The sequence below is a fragment of the Streptomyces sp. NPDC049915 genome (genome assembly GCF_040656475.1).
Lineage (GTDB): Bacteria > Actinomycetota > Actinomycetes > Streptomycetales > Streptomycetaceae > Streptomyces.
Genome location: NZ_JBFAMH010000024.1, coordinates 99,547 through 121,992, shown reverse-complemented (window position 1 = coordinate 121,992; position 22,446 = coordinate 99,547). Strand labels below are relative to the sequence as shown.

Sequence of the window (22,446 nt, the reverse complement as noted above, 5' to 3'; positions counted from 1 at the left end):
ACCGCAGCCACCTCATAGACGGCTGCCTCGCCGAGACCGGACTGACCATCAGACCCGCCTGACAACAGCACGACACCACGAGTTCAACCTCAGTAGTAGAACCGGCAAGTTAGGCCGCACTGAACAGTGCTGTAGCCGCTAAACGCAGCACTCCCTGTTTGAGTGCCACTCGTTCCCCACCAGGAGGTGCCCCCGGCTGGTGGCAACGCGGAGCACGTCTCGCAAAGCCCCCGTCAGCTCCTTCGCCAGCTGTCTCACGTCCGCCCGGTCGGAATCCGCGTCGACGAGCGTTACCGCGGCCCTGTCCAGCAACTCTGCTGCCATTCCCAACTGCACCGCCTCGATGTTGTCCGCCAGGCGGGACATGTAGCCGCCCCTGTCGTTGGTGCTCAGATAGCAGGGCTTGCCCTCTGGCCCCCGACCACAGGAGGAGCCGCAATTCGTTTGATCCCGTCATGCTTGCGTCTGCCTCTCGTCGGTCATGTGGTGGGTAGTGAAGACCCCCTCGACGCGGTTCCCGGGGAACACCAGCAGCGCGACTTCGATGACTCGGCCGGTGGAGTCGGTCGCGACTCGGGTGATCGTGAGGACTGGCGCCGTGGGGTCGGTCCGCAGGGACGACGCTTCGTCCGATGTCGGAGGAAGGGCACAGACCGTCTCCCGGACAGCAGCCGGCGGCCCGTCACAGCCGGCCGGGGCGGGGGAGGGCCCTCTCATACTCAAGGACCCAGGCCGCGACGAGCACGGTGGATGGCGTTCTGCGCATCTACGCCGTACACCGCGGACTGCCGCAGCGCGTCCCACACCCGCCGATAGGAGGCGACCGTGTCCGCGTCGTCCAGCCAAAGCTCAGCGTGCCAGTCCTCGGCGATGACCACCCGGCCGTCAAGTATCCAAAAGCCGTTCGCTGGAGGGACCTTCAGCGAGGCGCCGAGCGGCAGGATGCCTAACTCCACCGTGTCCATCCCGATCACACCCGACAGGCGATCCAGTTGCGCGGCGAGCACAGATGGCGGACACGCGAGCGCGTGCAACGCAGCTTCCCAGACAAGGGCGTGGAAGCGGCGACCGCCTTGGTACAGCCACGTCTGCCGCTGCATGCGCGCCCGCACGGCCTCGTCGGTGTCGCGCTTCGTGCCGTACAGGTCGGCGTACCGGATGAAGATGTGCCGCGCGTAATCCGCGGTCTGCAGCATGCCCGGGACAACGGCCTCCTCCCAGGCGTGGATGACCCGGGCCTGCTCGACAGCGGTGTTCCAAGCGTCCTGGACGGGCCGGTGGCCGGCGGCGAGCTGGCGCCGCCAGGACCGGATGTGCGACTCGAACCCCTTGAGGCGGGCGGCGAGTTCCTCAAATGTGTCGGGCTGGCCGACGGCATCGGCCCAGGCGCGCAGATCTTCGCTGGTCGCGGGCTGCCGACCGCCCTCCAGCTTGTAGATCTTTGAGTGTGGCCAGCCGAGCCGCTGGGCCAGTTGCGTTCCGGTGAGCCGGCCACCAGGGGCGGAGAGCCGCAGCTCTCGCATGCGCGCGCCGAGCGCTTTGCGGGCCTGCTGGTAGTCCGTGCTCACCGGTGTTGCTCACAGTCCTTTCGCGCCGAGCTGTGCCGTGAAGTCGTCGTGGGGCACCGATGCGTGGACGGCGGCGTCCCGAGCCTGGCAGTACCGCAGTACCTCGGTGGGCTCGGTGACGATTTCCACGTCGTGGAAGGCGTCGTCGTCGAAGCGGAGGATGGCCACGAGGCGGCTGTCGAAGATCCAGAAGTCTTCCGCGGGCAGGTGTGTGCCCTCGGCGTCCTTCCGCCCCAGGGCCCGCACGTCTTCGCCGGTAGCCGCGTTGCAGCGCGCGTAGGACAACAGGAACAGCTGGCCCTCGGTCGGCGGATTGTCGACGACCCGCGCCCGGCCGACGTACTTCCCGCTAGCGGTCTGCTCCCTGATATTCCGGCACCACTCGCTGTCGAGGTCCATGGGCGCCACACCGGTCTCCAGGAACTCCCGGTACGACGGGTCCTCGCGGTCGGAGGCGTAGCCGCGGCGGGTTTCCAGGTGCCAGGCTGAGTGCTCGAAGTGGTGGAACAGGCGGCCGAACTCCTCGAGGCCGATCAGCTTGCGCACGCGGTACATCTCCTTCGGGCCGTGGCTGACGAGCAGTTCGCGCGGCACGACCACCGCGGCATCGTCCGGGCCGAAGTGCTGAAGCTGAGCCACATCCTCGGGGTCGGTGAGCGGGCCGCCCCTGGACGATGATCTCACCGCTGTCGGTGTCCTCGTGAATCGCGAGGCAGCCACCGTTCTTGCTCTCGGTACCGTTGCAACGCAGTCGTCGCGCCATGATGTCCCTCCCCTGCCGGACCGATGTCTTCACTCAGCATCACGAAGCCTTGACCGCCGCACTACCGCCCGCACGCGGCTTCGGAAGACCATGCGAGAACATTCGCCCAGTCGTTGAGAACATTCGAGGACATCCACTGGTGAACGTAAACAGGGCCTCCATACGGTCCTCTCCATGGACGCAACCACCAACGTCGACCCTTTCAGCGCGGTCGCGTCGCTGCCGGCAGCGCCCGACGAGACCGGGACCGTCCGGCCACCGCTGACGGTTGACCCCACCATGCCGAAACACTCTCCGTTACACCTCCGCCGCTTCCACGCCGACGTGAAAATGCGCCTCACACACGCCCCGCATCGGAAAGGCGGAGGCATGAGCACCACCACGCACGAGATTCCCCGACAGGTACTGCACCTGCTTGAAGTGCCCTCCCTGAACGACCAGTCCGGGATGCAAGTACGCGGCGCGGCATGTGTGTGGGACGGCGCGCCCCTCACCGCGGAGACGGCTGTGGAGCTGGGTGAGCGCCGGCACCGCAGACTCGACGGCCGCTACTCGACCTTTCCTCGCGGCTGTGCACCCTGCGTCGCCGCCCGCGCACACCGGGCACTGCTCGACCACGGCGGCTCGTGCGAGCAATGCCTGGACAACCGCGAACTGTGCTACGTCGGCCGCACCCTGTACCGCCTCGTACGAAACGCACGACGGTAAGCCGGTCGAAGCACGTCAGCGCTCCGAAGGACGACTGTCCCCCCGTATCCAGCGCCATCACGATTCGGCCTTCGGCAAGTGCGGCGCTGTCCTCACCCCGTGATGCCGGCCGCAGTACGAGCGGATGGGCCGCCCGCTCCTGTCCGAGGTCGTCGTGAGGCTCCCTGAAGTGGCTCAGAGCGCATGCTGCCGAGTCACAAGCATGCTCTGGTCGGAGTTGGCGCGGCGGCGACGTCACTATGCCTGGCGCGACAGGTCGTCCACCAAGAGATCGAGTGTGACCTCCTCGTGGAGCGCGACCCCAAGAGCGGTCATCGCAGGGGCGAGGCCCGAGTCCCAGACCGCGCTGACGGGCTGGCCGTCGAGCGGCAGCTGAGGAATTCCATCGGCCTGACTGCGAGCGGCCAGATGCTCGTAGTCCTCGGCTCCCATGCGCCATGGCTGGGCTCCGTAACGGCGGATGATCCGGTTCGCCAGAGCGATGCCCGGCCAGTCGAAATCCCCGTGATACACGAAACGGCAATCGGTGGCGGCTAGGGCATCTAGGAGCGTGAGGACCACAGTGGCAGCGCTGCCGGAGGTGCACACCAGGGCATGGACGCAGGCAGCGTCCGCCGCAGCCTCCACCACGCGCGGGTTCTCACAGATGTGGATCACCGTCCCGGCGGGCAGTTGCAGCTGCAGGTCGTGCAGGTCCCGGGAGGTGAGGTGGGCTTCGGCGTGATGGTCTGCCCGCTCTCGCAGGGCCTGCTCCCGCCAGCCCCCGCCCACGGGCCGCAGCCCGTAGCTCAGCACTGAGCTGGAGACCTCGTCCGGTGTAACGGACACCAGCCGCCAAAGTGCACGCCGGCCGGCCGCGTCGCCGGGAAACTCGGTGCCGTGGGCGAGGGCGATGCCACGTTGGACGAGGCGCGCGAGCCAGGTGCCGTCGTCCAGGCCGTGCGCGGACCCGGTCGCCAGGGCGGCGAGTTCTCCTCGCCCTCGGGTGCCGCCCCGCTCCGGGCCGAGCAGTACGGTGAGGACCCGCACAGCCTGCTGAAGCGTGTGTACCGCAATGTCGGGTGTCACTCCTCTCGGTACGCCGGTACGGCGCAGCAGGTCGTACCACTGGCCAGTCCACTCCTGGCCGGCGAGCGGAGAGGCGTCGAGCGCCGAGGCGAGCGACGACCAGATGTGCTCGCGCCGTGCCGTGATACCCGCGCGGACGGCACGGCGGTCGGTGAGCGGAGGGCCCAGTTCCTCCAGCACCTCTCTGAGACCGAGTCCGGCCGCCGAGGCGCGCAGCCGCGTGTCGAGCGCATCGAGGCGCACAGTCACGGCAGCACCTGTGGCGGGCTTGCCCAGAAGGAGCGACAGGTCGTTGCGTTCCTGGGTGCTCACCGAGGTCAGCCGGAGGGAGCCGGTGGCCTGCACGCCATTGCTTTCCAGGCGCTTGCGTACCGCTTCCCAGAGCCTGGTCAGCCCGGGACCGGCCAGCCAGTCCCGTGTCGCCGCGGGCAGCTTGCTCATACGGACACCAGACGCCGGTGCCGGCCGTTCCAGGTGTAGTGCAGGGTGGCCACCCCGCGCACATGGGGATCACGGAGGCATTCGTAGATGTGCAGGGACGGCACCTCCGGCCAGTTGCCCATGAGCCGTTCGCTGGTGAGGACGAAGTCGAGATCGAGGTCGACGAGGATCCGCCCCAGCCTCCCGTGGGTGGGTTCGTCGACCTTGGCGAAGGCGTCGTCGAGCAGGATCAGCCGCGGAGCGTGGGGTGCCGACTCGGCGAGGCTGGTGAAGTGGGCGGCGGCTGCGGCGAAGAGCACGAGGTAGGAGAGCACTCGCTGCTCGCCCTGGCTGAGCCCGGTGCGGCCGGTCAGTTTCCGCCGCCGTCCCGGAGCGGCGTCCTCGACCACGAAGGTGTGGAAGCGGAACCAGTCGCGGTAGTCGAGCGCGGTCCGCAGGTGGGCGGCGTAGCCGGCTGAGGGATCGGCCCGTCGGGCATCCTCGATCCGGCGTTGCAGCACCTCGCGGAGCTGCTCGGTCTGCTCACGCGTGCGCAGGCTCGAAGGACTGCGCAGCAGCTCGACAGCCGCCCGCACGTCCGCGTCGACGTCCTCGTCCAGCTTCCACAGCAGTTCCACGCCGAGACCGTGGGAGGTGCGTACGGTCCGCAGGGTGTCATTGAGGGCCGCGACCAGGTTCGCCGCGGTGATGACCTGGGCCGAGAGATGGTCGCCGAGCTCGCCGGTCAGGAACCGCTGGAACACCTCACGTTCGCGCTCGGTGAGCCGTCCCCGGGCCTCTCCCGCCTGGACGGCGATCCGCTCGCCCACGGCCGCTACGTCGTGGGAGCCGTGGTCGTCGATCAGGCGGCACACCTTGATCCCGTCGCGTTCCTCCAGTTGCGCGTCGTAACCGCCGGCCAGCTGGTCGCGCAGGTCGGTGTGCCGGTTGAGCAGGGTGCTGTCCGACACCTCGCCTTTCGGGCGGCCGAGGGCCTGCTGTACCGCGTCGGCCAGCGCCTGTAGCGCGCGCAGACGGCTGCGGACGTCCGAGCCGGGATCGTCCACCACGTCCTCGGGCAGTGAGGACCGATCCAGCCCGGCGCCGCGCACCACCTCCGGTCGGCCGAGTGCGCCGCGAAGGGCGCCGCCGGTTGCGATGACTGCCGTCTCCTGGGCGGTCAGGTCCTCGCGCAGGCGCTTCTCCTCCTCTTCCACGCGCACGCGCCGGTCGTGCAGATCGTTCCGGATTCGTTGTGCTTCCGGGACGGCCTGGGCAGCGTGCGCGATGCGCTGTCTGGTTTCCTGCTCGCGGGTGAGGATCTCTTCTTCGCTCGCCCCGATGGCCTCCTCGCGGGTGCGCAGGTCCTGTTGCGCGGTATGCAGCCCGGCGAGGCGAAGCCGATAGTTCGCCTCCGCGACCAGGCGTTCTCTACGGGCGCGTTCGTATCGCTCGGCATCGGCGTGATGGGTGCCGAGCCGCTCGCCCGTGCTGCCGATCGCTCGGTGAAGATGCCCGATGCCGGTGAGAAGGGCAGCCAGCGCGGTGCGTACGCGTTCCAGCTCGGCGGGGTCGCTGGGCAGATCATGAGCGGTGGCGGTGGCGTCCGCCTCGGCGCGGGCGGCTACGGCGAGGGCGCGGGCCTCCTCGGCCAGCCGTGCCGCGCTGGTGGCCTTGGCGGTCAGGTCACGCAGTCTCCTCTCGTCCGACTCGGCTCTGCTCCAGGCGTCGGCGAGACCGCGTGCCCGGGGGAAGTCCTGTTCCGCGAGCCTGAGAGCCCGACGCCGGGCGTCGGCCTCGGTGAGTTCGTGACGGGCGTCGGCCAGCCGCTGCTCCGTCTTCGTGAGCCGCTGTTCCAGCTCGGCCAGGATGCGCCGTCGGGTCTCGGCGCGCACAGCGGCCCCCACGTACTCGGCGTCACTCTTGTGGTGCCGGCCGCTGAGGATGCCCAAACGCCAGCTTCCGTCGTAGTTCACCGCGTCATGAGCGGTCGCTTCCTCGGCCGGTGCGAGCGCGATGGTGGCCAGCAGGTGTTCCACCTGTTCGGACGCGACTCCAGACCCCGGTTGCGGCGCTGGGCGCAAGGCCGAGGCGAGGGTCGGCCCATCCGGCAGCGCGGGGCCTGGACGCAGCAGAGTGTCACGAGTGCCGGGATCGACAAGGGCGCCGTCTGCGCCGACCCACGCGTCGAGGATTCCGCTGGCTTCCAGCGCTGCTTCCAGACCGGCCCGATGCGCGGGGCTCAGATCATCCACGAACTCCACGAGCCGGTAGAAGGGGGCTCCGGTGCCCGGTGTCCTTTCGGCGACGCGGTGGTGGGGGACCGGCGGCTCGGGATCCGTACGTCGCTCCCAGTCACGCTTCTGACTCGCCAGGCGGCCGAGTTCCTCATCGAGCCGGCCGACAGTGAGCGCGAGGGCGTCGCGGCGTCTGGTGAGTTCCTCGCTGTACGGCTCCAGTGCGGCATGGGCGGCCTGCCACGCCTGGCTGTCGGTGTCGGGCGGGAGCGTGCGATCCGCGAACGGGGCGTCGGCGGAGCTCTCGAAGGCGACCACTACGTGGACGGCATCCAGCGGCGGGCAGTCGGACCCAACGGCGGCCCGCGTGCGTGTGACCCACTCGGCGACCCGGCGGGCATAGGCACCGCTCTCCTCGGCGACCTTCTCGCGGCCGGCGTCGAGACGGCCCGCGGCGTCTTCCGCCTCGCCCTCCAGCCGTTCCCGCTCGGTGTCGGCCTGCTCCGCCCGGCTTCGGGCCTTCTCGGCCTGCGCGGTGAGACGCGTCACCTCCTGGACCATCCGGGTCCGGTTCTTCACGACCGTCTCGGCGTCCTCCAGCTGCCCCCGCCAGGACAGCAGTCCGTGCTGCACCGCCGCCGTGTCCACACGGACGGCCGACCGGTGCTGCACGATGTGCGTCTCCCCGTCCGGAGCGGTCAGCTCCGTCTCGCCGGCCTGGGAGCGAACCGTGCGGGGCAGGGCGACTGCCTCGCCGAGATGGCCGGTGGGAAGTCCGGCCTTCTCCGCCTGCGTCAGCAGTTCCCGGTGTTCAGTGCCCAGTTCGGCGAGCCGGCTCCCGAGGTGGTCGACACCGTCGGCCAGGCGCTCGGCTGCGCCCTCCTCTGCGCCGTGCGCGTTGCTGAGGGCGGTGAAGGCGGACACGGCGGCGGTGTGCAGCGCCTCGACCGTGCTTCGGCGTTCCGACAGTTCGCGCAGGCTGCGGTAGGCGTGGCTGGCGTGCAGCGCGGCGAGGTCGGTCCGGGCGGCTTCTTCCTCTTCGCGCAGGGATTCCAGCCGGGCTTCTGACCCCTCCTCCTGCGTCCTCAGCTCGCTGGTCCGCTGTGCGGCGTCTCCGGTCGCCCGACGTCGCTGCGCGAGGATCTCCAGCTCCCGGCTCACCGCCTGCGCCGAGGTGCGCAGGACACCGGACAGGTAGCCGCGGTAACTGGTGAGGAAGGTGCGCAGCGCCGTATCGGTGCGCTCCAGTCGGCCGAGTTCGTCACGTACGGCGTCGAGGTCGTGGAGGTTGCGCGCGACCTTCTCGACCACGTCCTCCTCGAGTCCCGGCAAGGTCTCGCTCAGCAGGGAAGCAAGCCCACCGTGCTCGATGCGGTCCCCGACGGTGGGTCGCCGCAACCGGTGGAGGAGCTGGATGAGGTTGCGGTAGCGGGTTGCGTCGGTGATGCCGAACAGTTCCCGGGCCACCCGCGAGCGGTGGACGACCGCGCGGTCGGTGACGTTGTCGGAGCCGACGATCTCCTTGAGCCGGTCCAACGGCAGGGGCTTTCCGCCTTCGACCAGGTGCAGGCCCTCACCGACGCGCAGCGGGGTGACGAAGAATGTCGGCAGCGCCTTCTGCGTCGACTTCGAGGCGCGGATGGCGGCGCCGAGGGTGAGGTGGCGATGGTCGCCGCCGTTGGTGGTGCCCCGAAACTCCACCCACAGGTAGCCGAGACGGTTGGTCTGCTCGAACCCGTCGAGCATCAGCCAGGCGAGGGTGGTCCGGCCGGTGCCTGTCGCGTCCAGTGCCCGTGAGTCGCCGTCCAGCAGATACGGGAGCAGCATTTCCAGGGCCTTGGACTTGCCCGCGCCGTTCTTGCCGCGCAGCAGCAGCCGTCCGTCGCCGAAGGCGAACTCCTGCTCGTCGTACTGCCAGACGTTCTGGATGCCCGCGCGGTGCAGCCGGAAGCGGGTGCGGGCGGCGGTGGTGGGGCCGGAACGCGGCAGCGGGACGAGGCCACGCGCATCGGTGGTCACAGCGGCAACTCCTCCTGAACGTCAATGGCTTTGGTGGCTGCGGTGGCCGGGCGCACGGTCACGTGGGTGGCGTAGCGTGCCGCCGCGGCCAGCAGCACCCAGCTGTCACCGCCAGGACGTGCCCTGCGGACATCGGTCACGGTGCGTCCCTCCGGTGCCTCTTCGGCGTACCCCTCCGGCAGCCCATCTCCCTCAGCACGCAGCCGACCGGTGCGGGCCATCAGCCGCATGCGGGCCAGCAGGTCCAGCACGGCCTCCCGCAGGGTGGGGATGTCCTCCACGTAGCCGCGCTGCCAGTTGCTGCGCTGTCCGTACTCGGCGACCAGTTCGGCCAGCAGTTCGTCCACCAGGCCGTCCGGGACAGCCACGCCGATGACGAGCGTCCCTCCGGTCGCCGGGTGTCCGGGCTCCTGTGGCCGAAGCCGGTCCACGAGCCGTTCCACCAGCAGCAGCGCGGCCTGCGCGACCGTCCCGGTGCCCGGCAGGTGCAGATCCGTCAGCTCGTCCTCTGGATCCACCAGCGCCACGCCCTCGGCGCGGATCTCCATCTCCAGGCCCAGAAGTTCGAAGAACGCCTGCGCCTCGCGGCGCTGCCGGGTGCGCAACCAGTCGCGTTCGGCGTCAGTCAGCTCGTCCAGGTAGACGACGGGTGTCTCGACGAGCATCCGACGCACATAGGTGCGAGGACCGCCGAACCCCGGGTCCGCTGCCCGCCGGACCAGGTCGGCCCCGTCACTGGCCTGGGCGAGCGGGCCGGCGACGACGACGCGGGCCAGCTCGCGGTCCACTGTGATCAGGGCCTCTCCGCCCGCATCCTGCGCGAGAGCGGCCACATGGCCCTCGGTCTCGATGAGGACGCCCCACTCGACCAGCAGGCGCAGAGCCGCGACCAAGGTCCGTTTCCCGGCCGCCCTACCTGTCTCCTCCAGCTCGATCTCCGCGTCGGCCGCGGCGGCCCTGATGTCGGCCACCAGCTGTGACAGCAGCAGTTGTTCGGGGGCGGTCACCAGCACGGACAGGGCCAGCGCAAGACAGGCGTAGGTGTGCGGGGTGAAGGGGGTGCCGGTGGAGCGCTCCAGCCGGCGGCCCGCGCCTGCCCCCAGCCCCGCCTTGAACAGCCGGGCGTAGGAGCTGTCGACCAGCAGGCGGTAGCCGAGCACCTGCTGGAACCGCTTGCCCAGCCAATCGGCATGCCTGCGAATCAGCGGGAAGAGGTCGGAGTGCGGGCCGTCCGACGTGACCAGCGGATGGGCGAGCAGCAGCCGGGCGGCGCTGCGGCGCTCGGCGGCCAGGGCGACGTCGTGTGTCGAAGGGAGGGTCATGACACGCTCACCTCCGCATCGCCGTCGGCCACGTCGGAGGAGGAACGGCCGACGTCCAGCTCAAGGTCGTCCAGCAGCAGGTCGCCGTCGACCGAGTGCAAGACGCACCGGGCGCCTGCCGTGCGTCGCACGGTGAGCCGGATCCCCAGCTCGGCGTCCTCGCTGTGCGCCTGGTCAAGGCCGATTTCCGTCGCGTCCTTCCCGTCCGTGCCGGCGCGACGCTGGAGCTGCGCGTTCCCGAGTGCGGTGGCCAGCAGCTCCATGAGCAGAGCGAGCGCTGCAGAGGTGAGACGCACCTCGGCGAACCGGCCCGAGGCGCTGCGCAGTTCGTCCGCCGCCGCTGCTCTGGCCGCGGCCCGCTCACGGGCGGCCTCCCGCAGCCGCTCCTTCTGCGCGGAGTGGTCCTCCACCGCGGACGTCCGGCCCCGCTGGGCGCGGCTACCCCTTTCCCGTAGGGCCATCGGCACCTCGACCACCGGCCCGGTCCACCAGCTCGTGTAGGCGGGCACCACCTCGTCGGTGGCCGGGGGTATGCCCAGATGACGGGTGCCATACAGCCCGAAGGCGGCGACGGCGATGTCATGCGCGTCCTGCGGCGCCGCGTCCTCGAACCACCGGGCCAGCCGCAGCAGATCCCTGCGCCGGGACATCTCCCCGGTGGCCGACCGCAGCATCCGCTTGGCGTTTGCGAGCAGCGACTGCAGCGCACGCAGGGTGGCGTCCCGCAGTTGATCGACCTGGCTGCCCTGCCCGTCGGTGTCGCTGAACCAACCGCGCAGGCCCTCCCAGTCCGCTAACTCGCGCCCACGGCTGCGCTGCACCCGCGTCTCCAGTCGGCCGTCGCCCTGCGGTGACAGCCCGGTGAGGCCCTGTGCGTGGGCGTCCAGCCGGGCCAGCAGACCCGGGACGTGCGGCCACAGCGTGTCCAGCGCCGCCGAGATGCGGGGCGCGCGGAACGCCACATCTTCAGTGATCGCCTCGACGTAGTCGAGGAGCAGCTCCTTGAAGCCCTGGTACTCGGCGCTGTCCAAGTCATACCGGGCCAGAACTTGGCCGAGGTAGGCGTAGAAGTCCCGGATGGAATCCGCGAACTCGGTGAACTGCACGAACAGCGTGCTGACCCGCTCCAGCCCGTCCTGCGGTTCGATGCCGCCAGGCGCGGTCACGAGCTCGGCCAGCTCCCTGAGCCCGCGCTCGACCAGCGCGAGCAGCTCGTTGCTCACCTCACGGGCCGCGTCAGCCTCGGCCAGGACCCCATCGGCGTCCCGCTGGATACGCTCGCCCAGCTTCGACAACTGATAACGCGCGCGGGACCGCTGGTACTCGCTGATGCTGGACGCCTTCACCGTGTGGCTGCTGCGCAGCAGGTTGCCCCATTTCACCAGCTGCTCCAGCCGGACGGTGAGGGTGTCGCCATCGAGCCCGGCGGCAGGGCCCCTGGCCTGGCGCAGCTTCGCCAGGACGTCCGGGACAGCCAGGTCCGCCAGCAGGGTCCCACAGAAGACGCGCATGATCGCCAGGTGCTCCAGCCGCTCGGGTGCGCTGAGGTAGGTGTAGGCGTCCAGCCGTCGCCGTGTCCCCTCATCGCCGTCCTGACCTGCACCGGATGCTGATGCCTCCATGTCTGTGAGGTTACGCGGCGCAGCCGGGCGCCGCCGGTGAGTGGCCGAAAATGTCACGGACGTGTGCCAGGCCCCCTGAACGAGTCCTTCGGCTTCAGGCGTGAGCGGTAGTGAGGGGCCCGCTACCCCAGGGGCGCATACGAGGGCCGCTGACGCCGACTCAACGGCCTTAGGTAGCCGCCGGGCCGCTGGCCTACGACCTGTGCGCGGAGACCGGCGACCGGTCCTGGCGGCGGTTCGCGGTGCTCAAGGTGCGGGACGTCCTGCCCGTGGACCGGGAACACCCTCGACTTTGACCCGTACGGACACAGCGTGCGGGCGTTCGCCCCTGGCCCGGCCCTGGACGCGACCCGCCGTGCCGCGTACCGCGGCTCCCGCCTGAGGCGGGGCGCCCGCCGCGAGGTTCCCTGACCGCACGGCGACCCTGCCGCACGGCCGCGGACACGCATGACCGCCCCACACGGCGACGACGTCAGCGGGCTTGACGCCTCCGGAGGTCGGCGCCCACCCAGCCCGTGGGCACCGAGTCCGACACGAACAGGGCGCTGGCGTCGTCGATGCCCCCCGGGACGGAGAAGGCATCGTGGTCGGCGAACGGGACCCCGACGCACTCGGCGTGGCTGCCGCGCGCTCCGCCCATGGCGTGCGAGTAGCCGAAGATGCCACCGGCTCTTCGGTTTTCCCTACACCCGGCTCCTCGGCCTCACCATCCAAGACGTGATCGTCAGCGGCGACGCCGTGCAACTCAGCATCGACGGAGACAGCCTGCCTTTGCCGCCCAGAGTCAATCAACTGCGTATGAGCAGCGGAAAGTAAGCGCGGTGCGCTGGACCAACCAGACAGCCAGCACAACACCATGGCTCTGCCGATCTGCGCCGATGTGCGCCGCCTCGCCGGGATACCGCTGTGGCGAGGCGGTGCGGCGCCCCCCGCTCGGTGACGCCGCCGCAGACCGTCGGGAACGCGCCGCCCCATCGCGACGCAGACGAGGCGCGCCGGGTGACGAGGCGCGCGGCGCCGTGGATGTACCGCCGATACGGGGAATGAGCCGCTACAGCGCCAGGCATGCGGGACGAGAAGGAGCGCCCCCGGGGTCGCCGCGCTACCTACCCTCGGAAGGGCGCGAGTTTGATGGAGCGATGAACGACACATCCCTGACGACGCTCAGCGGGAGTCCGGAGGGTCCGTTCTCGATGCACCAGTCGGTGACGGCCGCGTATGGATGTCCAACCTGCCGACCGACGCTCGCGTCACCGACCTGGTCCAGGTGGCCAAGGTCCGCCGGAGCATCGAGCACGACTAGCGCGAACTCGAGCGGCCGGGCCTGGACCACTTCGAAAGCCGATCCTGGCCGAGTGGCACACCACGTCACCTCGTGACCGCCGCCCACGCTTTCCTCATCGAACAGCGCCTCGCCCCAAAGCGCCCGAGCCCCTCACCCTCATCGACTCCTGGACGCAGTCCACATGCCGCACGTTGTTGACGGCAGACGGTTGCGTGGTTGTGGCCTCTGTTGGCACCGGCAAACCCACTGCCGATGGATGCCGTCCGCGGACCAGGTCGAGGCCTCTGTGCTGGGTAGCCCTGCCAGTGCCTCAGCCACCGACTCCCCCTGCGCTGCTCGGTGAGCCACTACTGGTAGGAGAGGCGCTGACACTGCGGGAAGGACTGACGGAAGGACTTGCGGAGGGCCGCGTGGAAGGGGTTGCCGTCCGCGAGGGCGAGCTGGGGCCGCGGCCACTGGAGGCTCGGGGGGTTGGCTTCGCCTTTACCGGTGGCGGCGCACTGGTGGCGGCGGGAGACCGAGAGACCGGTGACGTGCTGCGGGTCGCCGTTGGCGGAGGACGCCGGATCACCTCACTGTTTCGGCCCCGGACGCCCTTTCGGTCCGGGTGCACGGTCACACTCTCCGATGAAGCCTGTGCATCAGGAACGCGGGCCCCGGGCTCTTCGGGGGACGGCTGTTCCGGGATCGAGGCTGCCCGTGGAGCCGTCGACTGGGGAAGCACCGATGCGGTGGCCAGGCCTCCGAGAAGGGTGAAGGCGGCTGCGGCAAGAGACCGGACGGCATACTTCTTCAGCCGCGCCGGACGGTCGTACCGGTCAGCCGACAGGTCTTGCGAGGCAGTCGGTGGCCCGGGAAGGGGCGAAGCGGAGGAGCTCGGTCCCCCGTTCACGTGAACCTCGGGCATCACCGCGTCAGCGACCGGAGCACCGTCTCTCCGATCGCTCAGCGGTGCCATGCCGGGGTCGTACGCCCCACACTCCGGGCAGGTCACCGCGCCGTTGAGCACGCGGTTGCACGGGATGCAATGGTCCATGAAGCGGCCGTCTCAGTCCTTGAGTTGACGGGAGCAAAGGTGCACCCAATCCGGGCAGCGGCCAGCGCTGGGGAGACGCCTCTTGGTTTGTTTCGGACCGATTTTTGACATGTGCGAACCTCGCTTACCGGTCTGCAGGTGGGTCACCGGTTACTGAGGTCAACGGGGTGCATCGAATGAGTGCTCACACGCAGCCAGGAAAGTGGGGTATGTAACTCCTGGATGGACATTGACGACCGGGACGGCGCGGCAGCCTCGGCGTACGAGCCGAACGGTTGCGTCTCGATCCGGGCACCGGGTGCTGCTCGCTTCCCGTAGCTCGACGCCCCCTGCGCGCAGTTTCTTCGTTCCTGCCATGCCCCGGGGTGGGACGGTCAATTGAGTACTTACCGGCAAAAATAGTGAGGCGCGCCAGGCTGCCGGGGCGGCGCGGCGACAGCGCGAACATGCACAGCCCTCCGGGCGCAGCGAGTTGACTGGTCTACACCCTTGACTGGTACAGACCAAAGCGGTTGAGTGTGCCTCCATACCCCCACCACGGCCACGCCCCGCCGTGGCCGGTCCGACCGGCACGCGCCCCCAAGACCCGGCTTCCTGCTGCCCTTGTCCCGGGTGCGCCCGTGCTCCGCAGAGGAGTTGATCCTGTGTCGAAACGCCGCCTCTCCGCCGTGGTCACCGCACTCGTCCTGGGAAGCGCCGCGCCTGTCCTGCTGCCGGCCACGGACGCGTCCGCCGCCGCGTGTTCGAGCTACCCGAGCTGGGTCGCCGGAAGGCCGTACACGACCGGCGACATCGTGCATTACACCGACGGCAAGGCCTATATCGCCGAACACGACAACCCGGGCTACGACCCGATCATCAGCACCTGGTACTGGGAGCCGTACGCCTGCGACAGCGGCTCCGAGTCCCCCGCCGGCACCTTCGTGGTGAGCGAGGCACAGTTCAACCAGATGTTCCCGAACCGCAATTCCTTCTACACGTACAGCGGCCTCACCGCCGCTCTCAGCGCCTATCCCGCCTTCGCGAACACCGGCAGCGACACGGTAAGGAAGCAGGAGGCCGCGGCCTTCCTCGCCAACGTCAGCCACGAGACCGGCGGTCTGGTGTACGTGGTCGAGCAGAACACCGCCAACTACCCGCACTACTGCGACTGGAGTCAGCCGTACGGCTGTCCGGCTGGCCAGGCGGCCTACTACGGGCGCGGCCCCATCCAGCTCAGCTGGAACTTCAACTACAAAGCCGCGGGCGACGCGCTCGGCATCGACCTCCTCGACAACCCGTGGCTGGTGCAGAATGACGCGGCCGTGGCTTGGAAGACGGCGCTCTGGTACTGGAACACCCAGACCGGACCCGGCACCATGACGCCCCACAACGCCATGGTCAACGGCGTCGGCTTCGGCCAGACGATCCGCAGCATCAACGGCTCCCTCGAGTGTGACGGCAGGAACCCGGCGCAGGTCCAGAGCCGCGTGGACGCCTACCAGCGGTTCGCGCAGATCCTCGGGACGTCTCCCGGCGGCAATCTCTACTGCTGATCGCTGTACGCGACTTCGTAAAGTGATGTGCGGCAGGAGCGGAGCCGGCTGGTCGGTGCTGTCGATGGGGCACCAGCGCATCCAGCCAGGCCCCGCCGATCGGGCCTGGCAGGTCAGAACCACCGTCGGCCTGCCAGGAGACGCCGGCTCCAGGCCGGCCGGATCCAGATCAACGGCATGCAGATCGACCTGCTCGCTCCGTTCCGCGGCTGCAAGCAGTCCGGCAACGGCCGGGAACTCGGCCGCTACGGACTGGAGGAGTTTCTGCAGACCAAGGCCATCCACCCTGAGCCCGCATCCGACGGCGAACCGGGCACGCAGTTCCGGGGATTCGCGGAGCCGCGTGCAACGGCCGGCCATGGCCGAGCGGACCGTGAACGCGATGTCGCGGCGCAGCAGTCGATCCCCGTACCCAGCAACGAACCTGGACTCAGCTCCACCCCATCAACAGCACCTGATGACCACCATCGGCAGCCACGGGCCCACACCCTATGCCGCTACAACAGCCACCCAGCGGACCTGACCAAACAACCAACCAACAGAACCGATCAACACCCACAGGACCAACCCAGAGCGGGAGCTGCGCAGTTCACAGGTCCGCCCAGTCGCGGCCCGCAAGCAACGCCAAGCACCCCGCCAGTACACACCACACCGCTGGACCCAACCAGCCAACTGATCAGCCCAGTTCAACGCCCCGGATGCCGATCAGAAAGAACCGACAGCGACACGCGTCATCGAGCTGGAAGCGTTGGGGATGGTGTGGTCGGCATGGGAGACCGCCTGGGCGGAAGGCATCGCCGTCGCCCGCGCTTACGCCACCGTCCACGGGCACTTCCTGCCCGATGCCCTTGTCGACTGCGTCGTCGCCGGCTTCGTTTGGCTGGAAGGAGACCTCATGGGCATTGCCCTCCAAGACCGAAAACAGGGACCATTCCCCGTTTCATGCTATGGTCACACCTGACGTATAACCGGGGAATGGTCCCCACTTCTGTCGGAGCCGCCGATGCGCACCCAGCACCCCACCGTCCGACTCGCCGAGCTCACCGACGACTTCACCGCCGACCCCTACTCCGCCTTCACCGCGCTGCGCTCCCGCGGGTCTGTCCATCACGTGCGTTTCCCCACCGGGGACGAGTCATGGCTGGTCATCGGGCACGAGGAAGTGCGAGCCGCGTTCGCCGACTCCAGGCTGCGCAATGACGTGCGGCACTCTGCCGACTTCGAGGACGACGGGCTGTACGCCGTGGGCCGCAACATGCTCCAGGTCGATCCGCCCGATCACACACGCCTGCGGACGCTGGTGGCCCGCGAGTTCACCGCCCGCCGCGTCCAGGCGCTGCGGCCCCGCGTCCAGGAGGCGGCCGGTGCGCTCCTGGACGCCGTGGTCGCCGACGGCCGTGCCGACCTTGTGGCTGCATACGCCTATCCGCTGCCGCTCACCATCATCTGCGAGCTGCTCGGGGTGCCAGACGTGGACCGGGCTGCCTTCCGGGCGTGGTCCGCGAAGGTCGTCACCCTCGACGATGCGGAGCAGTCCGCCCGCGCCTCGCAGGAGATGGCCGCGTACCTCGCAGGGCTGGCGGAGGAGAAACGGCGGCTTCGGGACGCGGCGGAGAGCGATCTGCTGCACGCCCTGATCCGCACCCACGACGGGGACGGCACCGACCGGCTCACCCCGGAGGAACTGCTCGGCATGGCCTTCTTACTGCTCGTCGCAGGGCACGAGACCACCGTCAACCTCATCGCCAACGCCGTCCACCTGCTGCTCGGCCATCCCGGGCAGCTCGCCGCGCTCCGCGCCGACCCCGAGTTGCTGCCGGGCGCCGTGGAGGAGGCGCTCCGCTTCGAGTCGCCCGCGCCGGCGGGTACCTACCGCTACACCACCGAACCGATCATCCTCGGCGGCGCCCGGATACCGGCGGGCGCGCGTGTCGTGCTCTCCATTGCCGCCGCGAACCGCGACCCCGCGCGCTTCCCCGCCCCCGAACGGTTCGACATCCGCCGCGATCCGGCCGCGACCCGCGCCCACCTCGCGTTTGGGCACGGCCTGCACCGCTGCCTGGGCGCCCCGCTGGCCCGCCTGGAGGCGACCCTGGCCCTGCGTATCCTGCTGGACCGCTTCCCCCGCCTGGCCTTCGACGGTGACGGCACACCGCGGTGGCGCACCAGTCTCATGCGGAGCCTGCGAGAGCTGCCGGTGCGCTGGTAGACGTAAGTCCCCGCCGCCGAGCACGAACGCCGAACTGTACATCGGGTCCTTTCTACGCCGGTGGGTCTCATGCCCACAGCAAAAGAAGGGGGGAGTGATTCCTCTTTGCTCAATCGTCGGTAGCATCCGTACCGGGGAGCACTCTCCGGTACGGGGACGAGACGGAGAAGAAGGAGACGCGATGGGCGGCCACGCGCCGACTGGGCGCCGCGACGCGTTGCGCAACCGGAAGCTACTGACGCAGACGGCCCGCGAGGTCTTCGCCGAACAGGGACTGGACGCTCCGCTCGACGTCATCGCTCGGCGCGCGGGTATCGGCAACGCGACCCTCTACCGCCACTTTCCGACCCGCGCCGCGCTCGTGAACGAGGTCTTCCGGGATGCTCTCACCGAGACCATGGCCGCCGGCGCGCGAGCACGTACCGCCGAGGACGCGTGGACAGGGCTGACGCAGTACCTGCACACCGTGTTCGCGACGCTTGCCGCTGACCGCGGCACCAACGACCTCATGACCACGAGCCTGGAAGGCGTGACCTCTCTGGAGGCCATCCACGCCCATAACCGCGACACCATCGCAGACCTGCTCCACCGCGGCCAGGCGCAGGGCACCGTCCGCCCGAACCTCACCACCGAGGACGTCCTCCTCGCACTCGCGGCGCTGGGCCGGGTCGTGCCTGCACTGAGCACCGTCGCCCCGGACGCTTGGATCCGCCCCCTTACCTTGCTTCTCGACAGTTTCCGCGCCCACCCAGCCGCGTCCACCCTCCCCGCGCCGCCCCTGACCTCCGCCCAACTGGGCAACGTGCTCCTTGAGCTCGGCCCGCACCGGCGGCGTTGAAAAGAGGCCGTCAGTGAGGTCGTTCCCCTCACCTCCAACGGCCAACTACCTGGGAAGCCAAGAGCGAGCCTGGCCGTTTTCACGGCTCTGTCCGCAGTTCCATGAGTCCCCAGGTCAGCGAGAGGAACGAGGGATCGTTTGGGCAGAGTGTTTCCTGCCATGGCGAGCAAGACAGCCAAGGCTGTGCTGTTCCCCGGGATCGATGTGCGGGTGGATCACGTCAGCGACTCCACCGACATCCTTGTAGTGGAGGCGGTGTCCACCGCTCGCCCGGGCCGGTGCCCGGACTGCCGGATACAGGCGAGGCGCATGCACAGCACGCACCAAGGCACTGTGAATGAAAGGCCGTTGGACTACCGCCGGGTGCCGTCCCGCTGCCAGCGGCGGAACAGGTCGTACACCCGGGCCCACGGCCCGTACCGTTCCGGCACGTCCCACCACGGCACACCGGTGCGGGTCCGGAACCGCATGCCGTCGATCAGCTGCCGCCGACTCCACCTCGGTGGACGTCCGGGCTTCCTGCCCTTGGGCAACAACGATTCCAACCGGGCCCACTGCGTATCCGTCAGATCTCCACGTGCCACCCGGTGATCATTACAGGCCGTGATCTACTTCTGGTCATCGCGTCGATCACCGGAAAGCCAAGGTCATGACCAACCACTGCTGCGAAGCGATGAGCCGCCGCGTGAACGTGCACTGCGACGAGCACGACGACCCCTTCGCCTGCCCGGACGCACTGATCAAATTCAGCGCCAAGTTCCAGGAGTACGGGCTGATCATCCACGACGGCGGCACGTCGAGCATCACCATCGACTTTTGTCCCTGGTGCGGACGACGCCTCCCCGAGTCACAACGGGACCAATGGTTCGACGAACTGGAACGCCGCGGGATCGATCCGTGGGAGGACGAAGTCCCCGCCGAATTCCAGGACGACCGCTGGCTCGCCGCCCTACCTCGGGACTGACGAACCACGTCCGCAATGGTCACGTCCAGGCGCAGCCGGGCGTACCGGACGGGGTGCCGCCGTGCACCGCGTTCCTGGGCGGTCTCGACCGCGATCTCGGCGACCAGGCCCGGCTCGACCAGGATCACGTCCAGCGGCGTCCTGGAACCCCATGACGACGTGAAGCGGACGCCCTGCCACGGGTGGCCCGGCGCGGCCGGCACCGGCTGCTCGGCGACGGTTCGTAGCCAGGCCGCAGGCCGGACACGACACGGTCAGTCTCCGCCCCCATGCCGGAACACCGTCATCCCCGAGGCCGGGCTGGATGGGAGCACTCACGTCCGGTCGGCCTCCGATCGCTCAAGGGCAGCCATCCCGGATCGTTGGTGCCCACTGTCGGCCGTTGCTGCCAGGTGCTCCTGGAGGTAGGCGTGCCGGAACTCGTACACCGCTCCGTTCTGCCGCAGGATTCCGCGTTGGTGCGCGTCGTCGAGGAAGGTCATGAAGCTCAGCGGAAGGCGGCCCGTGAGGGCCAGCCACAGCCGGGTCTGGACGAAGAATCCGCACGGGCAAATCAAGAAAAGCAGGGTGAGGGCGACGACACAGAGCCAGAGTGTCACCGAGACAGAACGCAGGATGCCGGCCGGCGTCGTAGAGCCAAGCGCCAGGATGGCGATGAAGCTGCAAAAGAAGACGGACAACCACACAGTGCTCAGGCTGTGCACGAAGTTCCAGCGTGCCGTCTGAAGGAGGAACGACGGGCTCGGGGGCCTGGCGATGTTGACTGGCTCCATAAGGGCGTCGACCCAGCTCTTGCCGAAGGACCAGACGCCTGCCGTGAGTCCCAGGAGACACGCGGCCGGGAAACCGAGAGGCTTCGTGGAGAAGTGTCCGAAGAGCAGCATCAGGGGTAACGGGATCGCCAGGGTCATGAAGACACCGCTGACCAGCGAGCGGGCCAGGAGCCGGCGGTGGAATCCGCTTCTCGGCTGTTGTTTCGCCGTCCGGATGAACGTGGTGGAAAGCCGCTGCGCGAAGGGGAAGTGCGCCCAGTAGATCACTGCCACCAGGGGGAGGTACTTGAACGCGGGTATGTACGCGTGGAGGCCGAGGAGCCGGGCGCGCGGTCGGCGAGCAGGGCGATCACCGCAGCGGTGTAGGTGTGGGCGGTGCCGACAGAGATGCCGAAACCGGCGGCGAGCTGGGCGAGAGTGTCGTGTCGGCGCAGGTACACCAGGCCGACCAGGGCACGCTGGTGCGGCGGGAGCTTGCAGCGGCGGTCACCCCTCGCGGGTGACGATGAGCATGGTGACCCTTAAGAATGGTGGTGGTCCGGGAGGACTGGGTGTAGCTGATGGTGACCTGCCGTTGATGGCTCCGAGTGAGTGGCTGCCCGGTTCTCCGGGACGCTCCGGCCGCTGATTGAGAACTGCGGTCATCGCTGGTTAAGGGCTTGGCGGCGGAGTGTTCCCGGACCCTGAAGGTGCTGCTTCCTGGGAACGGAGCGATGACGGTGACGGAACGTCATGAGCAAGTCTGGATTGGCATCGACGCTGGCAAGGCCCATCACTGGGCTGTCGGAGTCAACGCCACTGGAGAGAAGGTGCTTTCGAAGAAGGTCGTCAACGGTGAAGACGAGATCCTGGACCTGATCGTCGCAGCGTGCGAGATGGCCAACCAGGTGCAATGGGCGGTCGACATCTGCGGCCGAGCCTCGACGTTGCTGCTTGCACTGCTGATCGCCCACGGCCAAAGCGTGGTGTATGTGCCTGGACGCACTGTCAACCGCATGTCCGGCGCCTACCGCGGCGAAGGGAAGACTGACGCCAAGGACGCCCTGGTCATCGCCGACACCGCGCGTATGCGCCGGGACTTCACGCTCCTGAGCCTGCCGAACGAGACCGTGGCCGATCTCCAGTTGCTCACCGCGCACCGAGCCGATCTGGTCGCTGACCGGGTGCGACTGATCAACCGCTTACGTGATGCCTTGGTAGGCATCTGTCCTGCTCTGGAGCGGGCCTTCGACTACTCAGCGGCCAAGGGGCCGGTTGTCATGCTGACCGAGTACCAGACCCCGGCCGCCCTGCAGCGAGTCGGTGCCAAACGACTTGCGGACTGGCTGGCACGACGTGAGGTCCGCAGTGCAGCCGATGTCGCCGCCCGCGCGCTCGAAGCAGCCCGATCCCAGGTAACCGCCCTGCCGGGCGAAAAACGAGCTGCCAAACTCGTGTGCGACCTCGCCCACCAGCTCCTCATGCTCGACGAATGGATCAAAGACACCGACCGGGAGATCCGCGAGGTCTTCCGCCTCGACGAGCGCGCCGAAGTCATCGAATCTCTGCCCGGGATGGGCCCCATCCTCGGGGCGGAGTTCCTCGCCGTCGTCGGAGATCTGTCCAGCTACGCAGACGCCGGCCGCCTGGCCGCCCACGCCGGTCTGGCCCCGGTGTCGCGCGACTCCGGCCGCCGGACCGGTAACCATCACCGGCCCAAGCGTTACCACCGCCGCCTGCGGCACGTCTTCTACATGGCCGCCCAAACCGCCATGATGCGCCCAGGCCCCTCCCGGGACTACTACCTCAAGAAACGTGCCGAAGGACTGATCCATACCCAGGCGCTGCTCGCCCTCGCACGCCGCCGAGTCGACGTCCTATGGGCCATGCTCCGTGACAAGAGGCACTTCACGCCCACCCCACCAGTCACCCAATCGGCTTGACACCATCATTGAGACTCACTCGACCAGGGCATGGGGCAGGTCGAGTGCGGCAGGTTAGGAAACCAACAGGGCTCCTGCGCCAGTGAGTTGAGACGTCGAACACCTCCCCTCAACGGCACGGGAGCCTTGTCCGTTGCGTACGTCTACGCCGTCACCC

General features: G+C 68.9%; 12 protein-coding genes and 7 pseudogenes. 8 read left to right on the top strand and 11 right to left on the bottom strand.

Annotated features, from left to right (window positions below; genetic code table 11):
* Window positions 1–138: 138 nt before the first annotated feature.
* The 4 genes and pseudogenes from AB0J12_RS31200 to AB0J12_RS31185 all read right to left on the bottom strand — a co-directional run bounded on the left by AB0J12_RS31200 (window position 139) and on the right by AB0J12_RS31185 (window position 2,331).
* Window positions 139–457, bottom strand: a pseudogene (locus AB0J12_RS31200) (hypothetical protein).
* Window positions 454–675 (bottom strand): annotated as a pseudogene (locus AB0J12_RS31195) (UTRA domain-containing protein); the annotation flags it as partial. The pseudogenes AB0J12_RS31195 and AB0J12_RS31200, both read right to left, overlap by 4 nt.
* 44 nt (window positions 676–719) lie before the next feature.
* Window positions 720–1,568 carry a helix-turn-helix transcriptional regulator gene (locus tag AB0J12_RS31190; protein ID WP_363267904.1) on the bottom strand — a complete coding sequence of 283 codons (849 nt, stop codon included), beginning with the start codon at window positions 1,566–1,568 and terminating at the stop codon, window positions 720–722.
* Between the two features lie 9 nt (window positions 1,569–1,577).
* Window positions 1,578–2,331: pseudogene (locus AB0J12_RS31185) on the bottom strand (DUF6879 family protein).
* A 174-nt stretch (window positions 2,332–2,505) separates the two neighbouring features.
* On the opposite strand from AB0J12_RS31185, the gene AB0J12_RS31180 reads away from it, so the two are divergent.
* Window positions 2,506–3,039: a hypothetical protein gene (locus AB0J12_RS31180; RefSeq protein ID WP_363267903.1), complete on the top strand. Its 534-nt coding sequence runs from the start codon at window positions 2,506–2,508 to the stop codon at window positions 3,037–3,039.
* A 237-nt stretch (window positions 3,040–3,276) separates the two neighbouring features.
* Here the strand turns inward: AB0J12_RS31180 and AB0J12_RS31175 are convergent, their stop codons facing one another.
* From AB0J12_RS31175 to AB0J12_RS31160, 4 genes are read right to left on the bottom strand one after another with little or no spacing between them, the layout of a single operon-like run.
* Window positions 3,277–4,548 carry a TIGR02679 family protein gene (locus AB0J12_RS31175; protein WP_363267902.1) on the bottom strand — a complete coding sequence of 424 codons (1,272 nt, stop codon included), beginning with the start codon at window positions 4,546–4,548 and terminating at the stop codon, window positions 3,277–3,279.
* Entirely contained in the window at window positions 4,545–8,783 is a 4,239-nt protein-coding gene (locus AB0J12_RS31170; protein ID WP_363267901.1) for a TIGR02680 family protein, read from the bottom strand. Before AB0J12_RS31170 ends, AB0J12_RS31175 begins: the two co-directional genes overlap by 4 nt.
* Window positions 8,780–10,105, bottom strand: a complete 1,326-nt coding sequence (locus AB0J12_RS31165; RefSeq protein ID WP_363267900.1) for a TIGR02678 family protein — start codon at window positions 10,103–10,105, stop codon at window positions 8,780–8,782. The genes AB0J12_RS31170 and AB0J12_RS31165 overlap by 4 nt, the downstream gene beginning before the upstream one ends.
* Complete coding sequence (locus AB0J12_RS31160; RefSeq protein WP_363267899.1) at window positions 10,102–11,727, bottom strand: TIGR02677 family protein; 1,626 nt, start codon at window positions 11,725–11,727, stop codon at window positions 10,102–10,104. The genes AB0J12_RS31165 and AB0J12_RS31160 overlap by 4 nt, the downstream gene beginning before the upstream one ends.
* A gap of 1,219 nt (window positions 11,728–12,946) precedes the next feature.
* Between AB0J12_RS31160 and AB0J12_RS31155 the strand changes: the two are divergent.
* The 5 genes and pseudogenes from AB0J12_RS31155 to AB0J12_RS31135 all read left to right on the top strand — a co-directional run.
* Window positions 12,947–13,210 (top strand): annotated as a pseudogene (locus tag AB0J12_RS31155) (IS701 family transposase); the annotation flags it as partial.
* 1,482 nt (window positions 13,211–14,692) lie between these two features.
* Entirely contained in the window at window positions 14,693–15,583 is an 891-nt protein-coding gene (locus AB0J12_RS31150) for a glycoside hydrolase family 19 protein (protein WP_363267898.1), read from the top strand.
* 141 nt (window positions 15,584–15,724) lie between these two features.
* Window positions 15,725–15,865 (top strand): annotated as a pseudogene (locus tag AB0J12_RS31145) (aldehyde dehydrogenase family protein); the annotation flags it as partial.
* Between the two features lie 721 nt (window positions 15,866–16,586).
* The gene (locus tag AB0J12_RS31140) at window positions 16,587–17,792 is read left to right on the top strand and encodes a cytochrome P450 (protein ID WP_363267897.1); all 1,206 of its coding nucleotides are present in this window, start codon (window positions 16,587–16,589) and stop codon (window positions 17,790–17,792) included.
* 181 nt (window positions 17,793–17,973) lie between these two features.
* Complete coding sequence (locus tag AB0J12_RS31135; protein ID WP_363267896.1) at window positions 17,974–18,630, top strand: helix-turn-helix domain-containing protein; 657 nt, start codon at window positions 17,974–17,976, stop codon at window positions 18,628–18,630.
* 353 nt (window positions 18,631–18,983) lie between these two features.
* Here the strand turns inward: AB0J12_RS31135 and AB0J12_RS31130 are convergent, their stop codons facing one another.
* On the bottom strand, window positions 18,984–19,214 hold the full coding sequence (locus AB0J12_RS31130; RefSeq protein WP_363267895.1) for a transposase: 231 nt from the start codon (window positions 19,212–19,214) through the stop codon (window positions 18,984–18,986).
* A gap of 65 nt (window positions 19,215–19,279) precedes the next feature.
* Here AB0J12_RS31130 and AB0J12_RS31125 point away from each other — a divergent pair, with 65 nt between their 5' ends.
* On the top strand, window positions 19,280–19,594 hold the full coding sequence (locus AB0J12_RS31125; RefSeq protein ID WP_363267894.1) for a hypothetical protein: 315 nt from the start codon (window positions 19,280–19,282) through the stop codon (window positions 19,592–19,594).
* A gap of 314 nt (window positions 19,595–19,908) precedes the next feature.
* Here AB0J12_RS31125 and AB0J12_RS31120 read toward each other — a convergent pair.
* A pseudogene (locus AB0J12_RS31120) lies at window positions 19,909–20,118 on the bottom strand (hypothetical protein); the annotation flags it as partial.
* A 569-nt stretch (window positions 20,119–20,687) separates the two neighbouring features.
* A pseudogene (locus AB0J12_RS31115) lies at window positions 20,688–20,880 on the bottom strand (transposase family protein); the annotation flags it as partial.
* 200 nt (window positions 20,881–21,080) lie between these two features.
* On the opposite strand from AB0J12_RS31115, the gene AB0J12_RS31110 reads away from it, so the two are divergent.
* Window positions 21,081–22,289 carry an IS110 family transposase gene (locus AB0J12_RS31110; protein WP_363267893.1) on the top strand — a complete coding sequence of 403 codons (1,209 nt, stop codon included), beginning with the start codon at window positions 21,081–21,083 and terminating at the stop codon, window positions 22,287–22,289.
* Window positions 22,290–22,446: the final 157 nt, after the last annotated feature.

Excerpts from the sequence above, each read along its gene's own strand:
- AB0J12_RS31160 (WP_363267899.1), bottom strand. The coding sequence starts at position 11,727 with ATGGAGGCATCAGCATCCGGTGCAGGTCAGGACGGCGATGAGGGGACA.
- AB0J12_RS31140 (WP_363267897.1), top strand. The coding sequence starts at position 16,587 with ATGCGCACCCAGCACCCCACCGTCCGACTCGCCGAGCTCACCGACGAC.
- AB0J12_RS31110 (WP_363267893.1), top strand. The coding sequence starts at position 21,081 with ATGACGGTGACGGAACGTCATGAGCAAGTCTGGATTGGCATCGACGCT.
- AB0J12_RS31165 (WP_363267900.1), bottom strand. The coding sequence starts at position 10,105 with ATGACCCTCCCTTCGACACACGACGTCGCCCTGGCCGCCGAGCGCCGC.
- AB0J12_RS31180 (WP_363267903.1), top strand. The coding sequence starts at position 2,506 with ATGGACGCAACCACCAACGTCGACCCTTTCAGCGCGGTCGCGTCGCTG.
- AB0J12_RS31135 (WP_363267896.1), top strand. The coding sequence starts at position 17,974 with ATGGGCGGCCACGCGCCGACTGGGCGCCGCGACGCGTTGCGCAACCGG.
- AB0J12_RS31175 (WP_363267902.1), bottom strand. The coding sequence starts at position 4,548 with ATGAGCAAGCTGCCCGCGGCGACACGGGACTGGCTGGCCGGTCCCGGG.
- AB0J12_RS31125 (WP_363267894.1), top strand. The coding sequence starts at position 19,280 with ATGACCAACCACTGCTGCGAAGCGATGAGCCGCCGCGTGAACGTGCAC.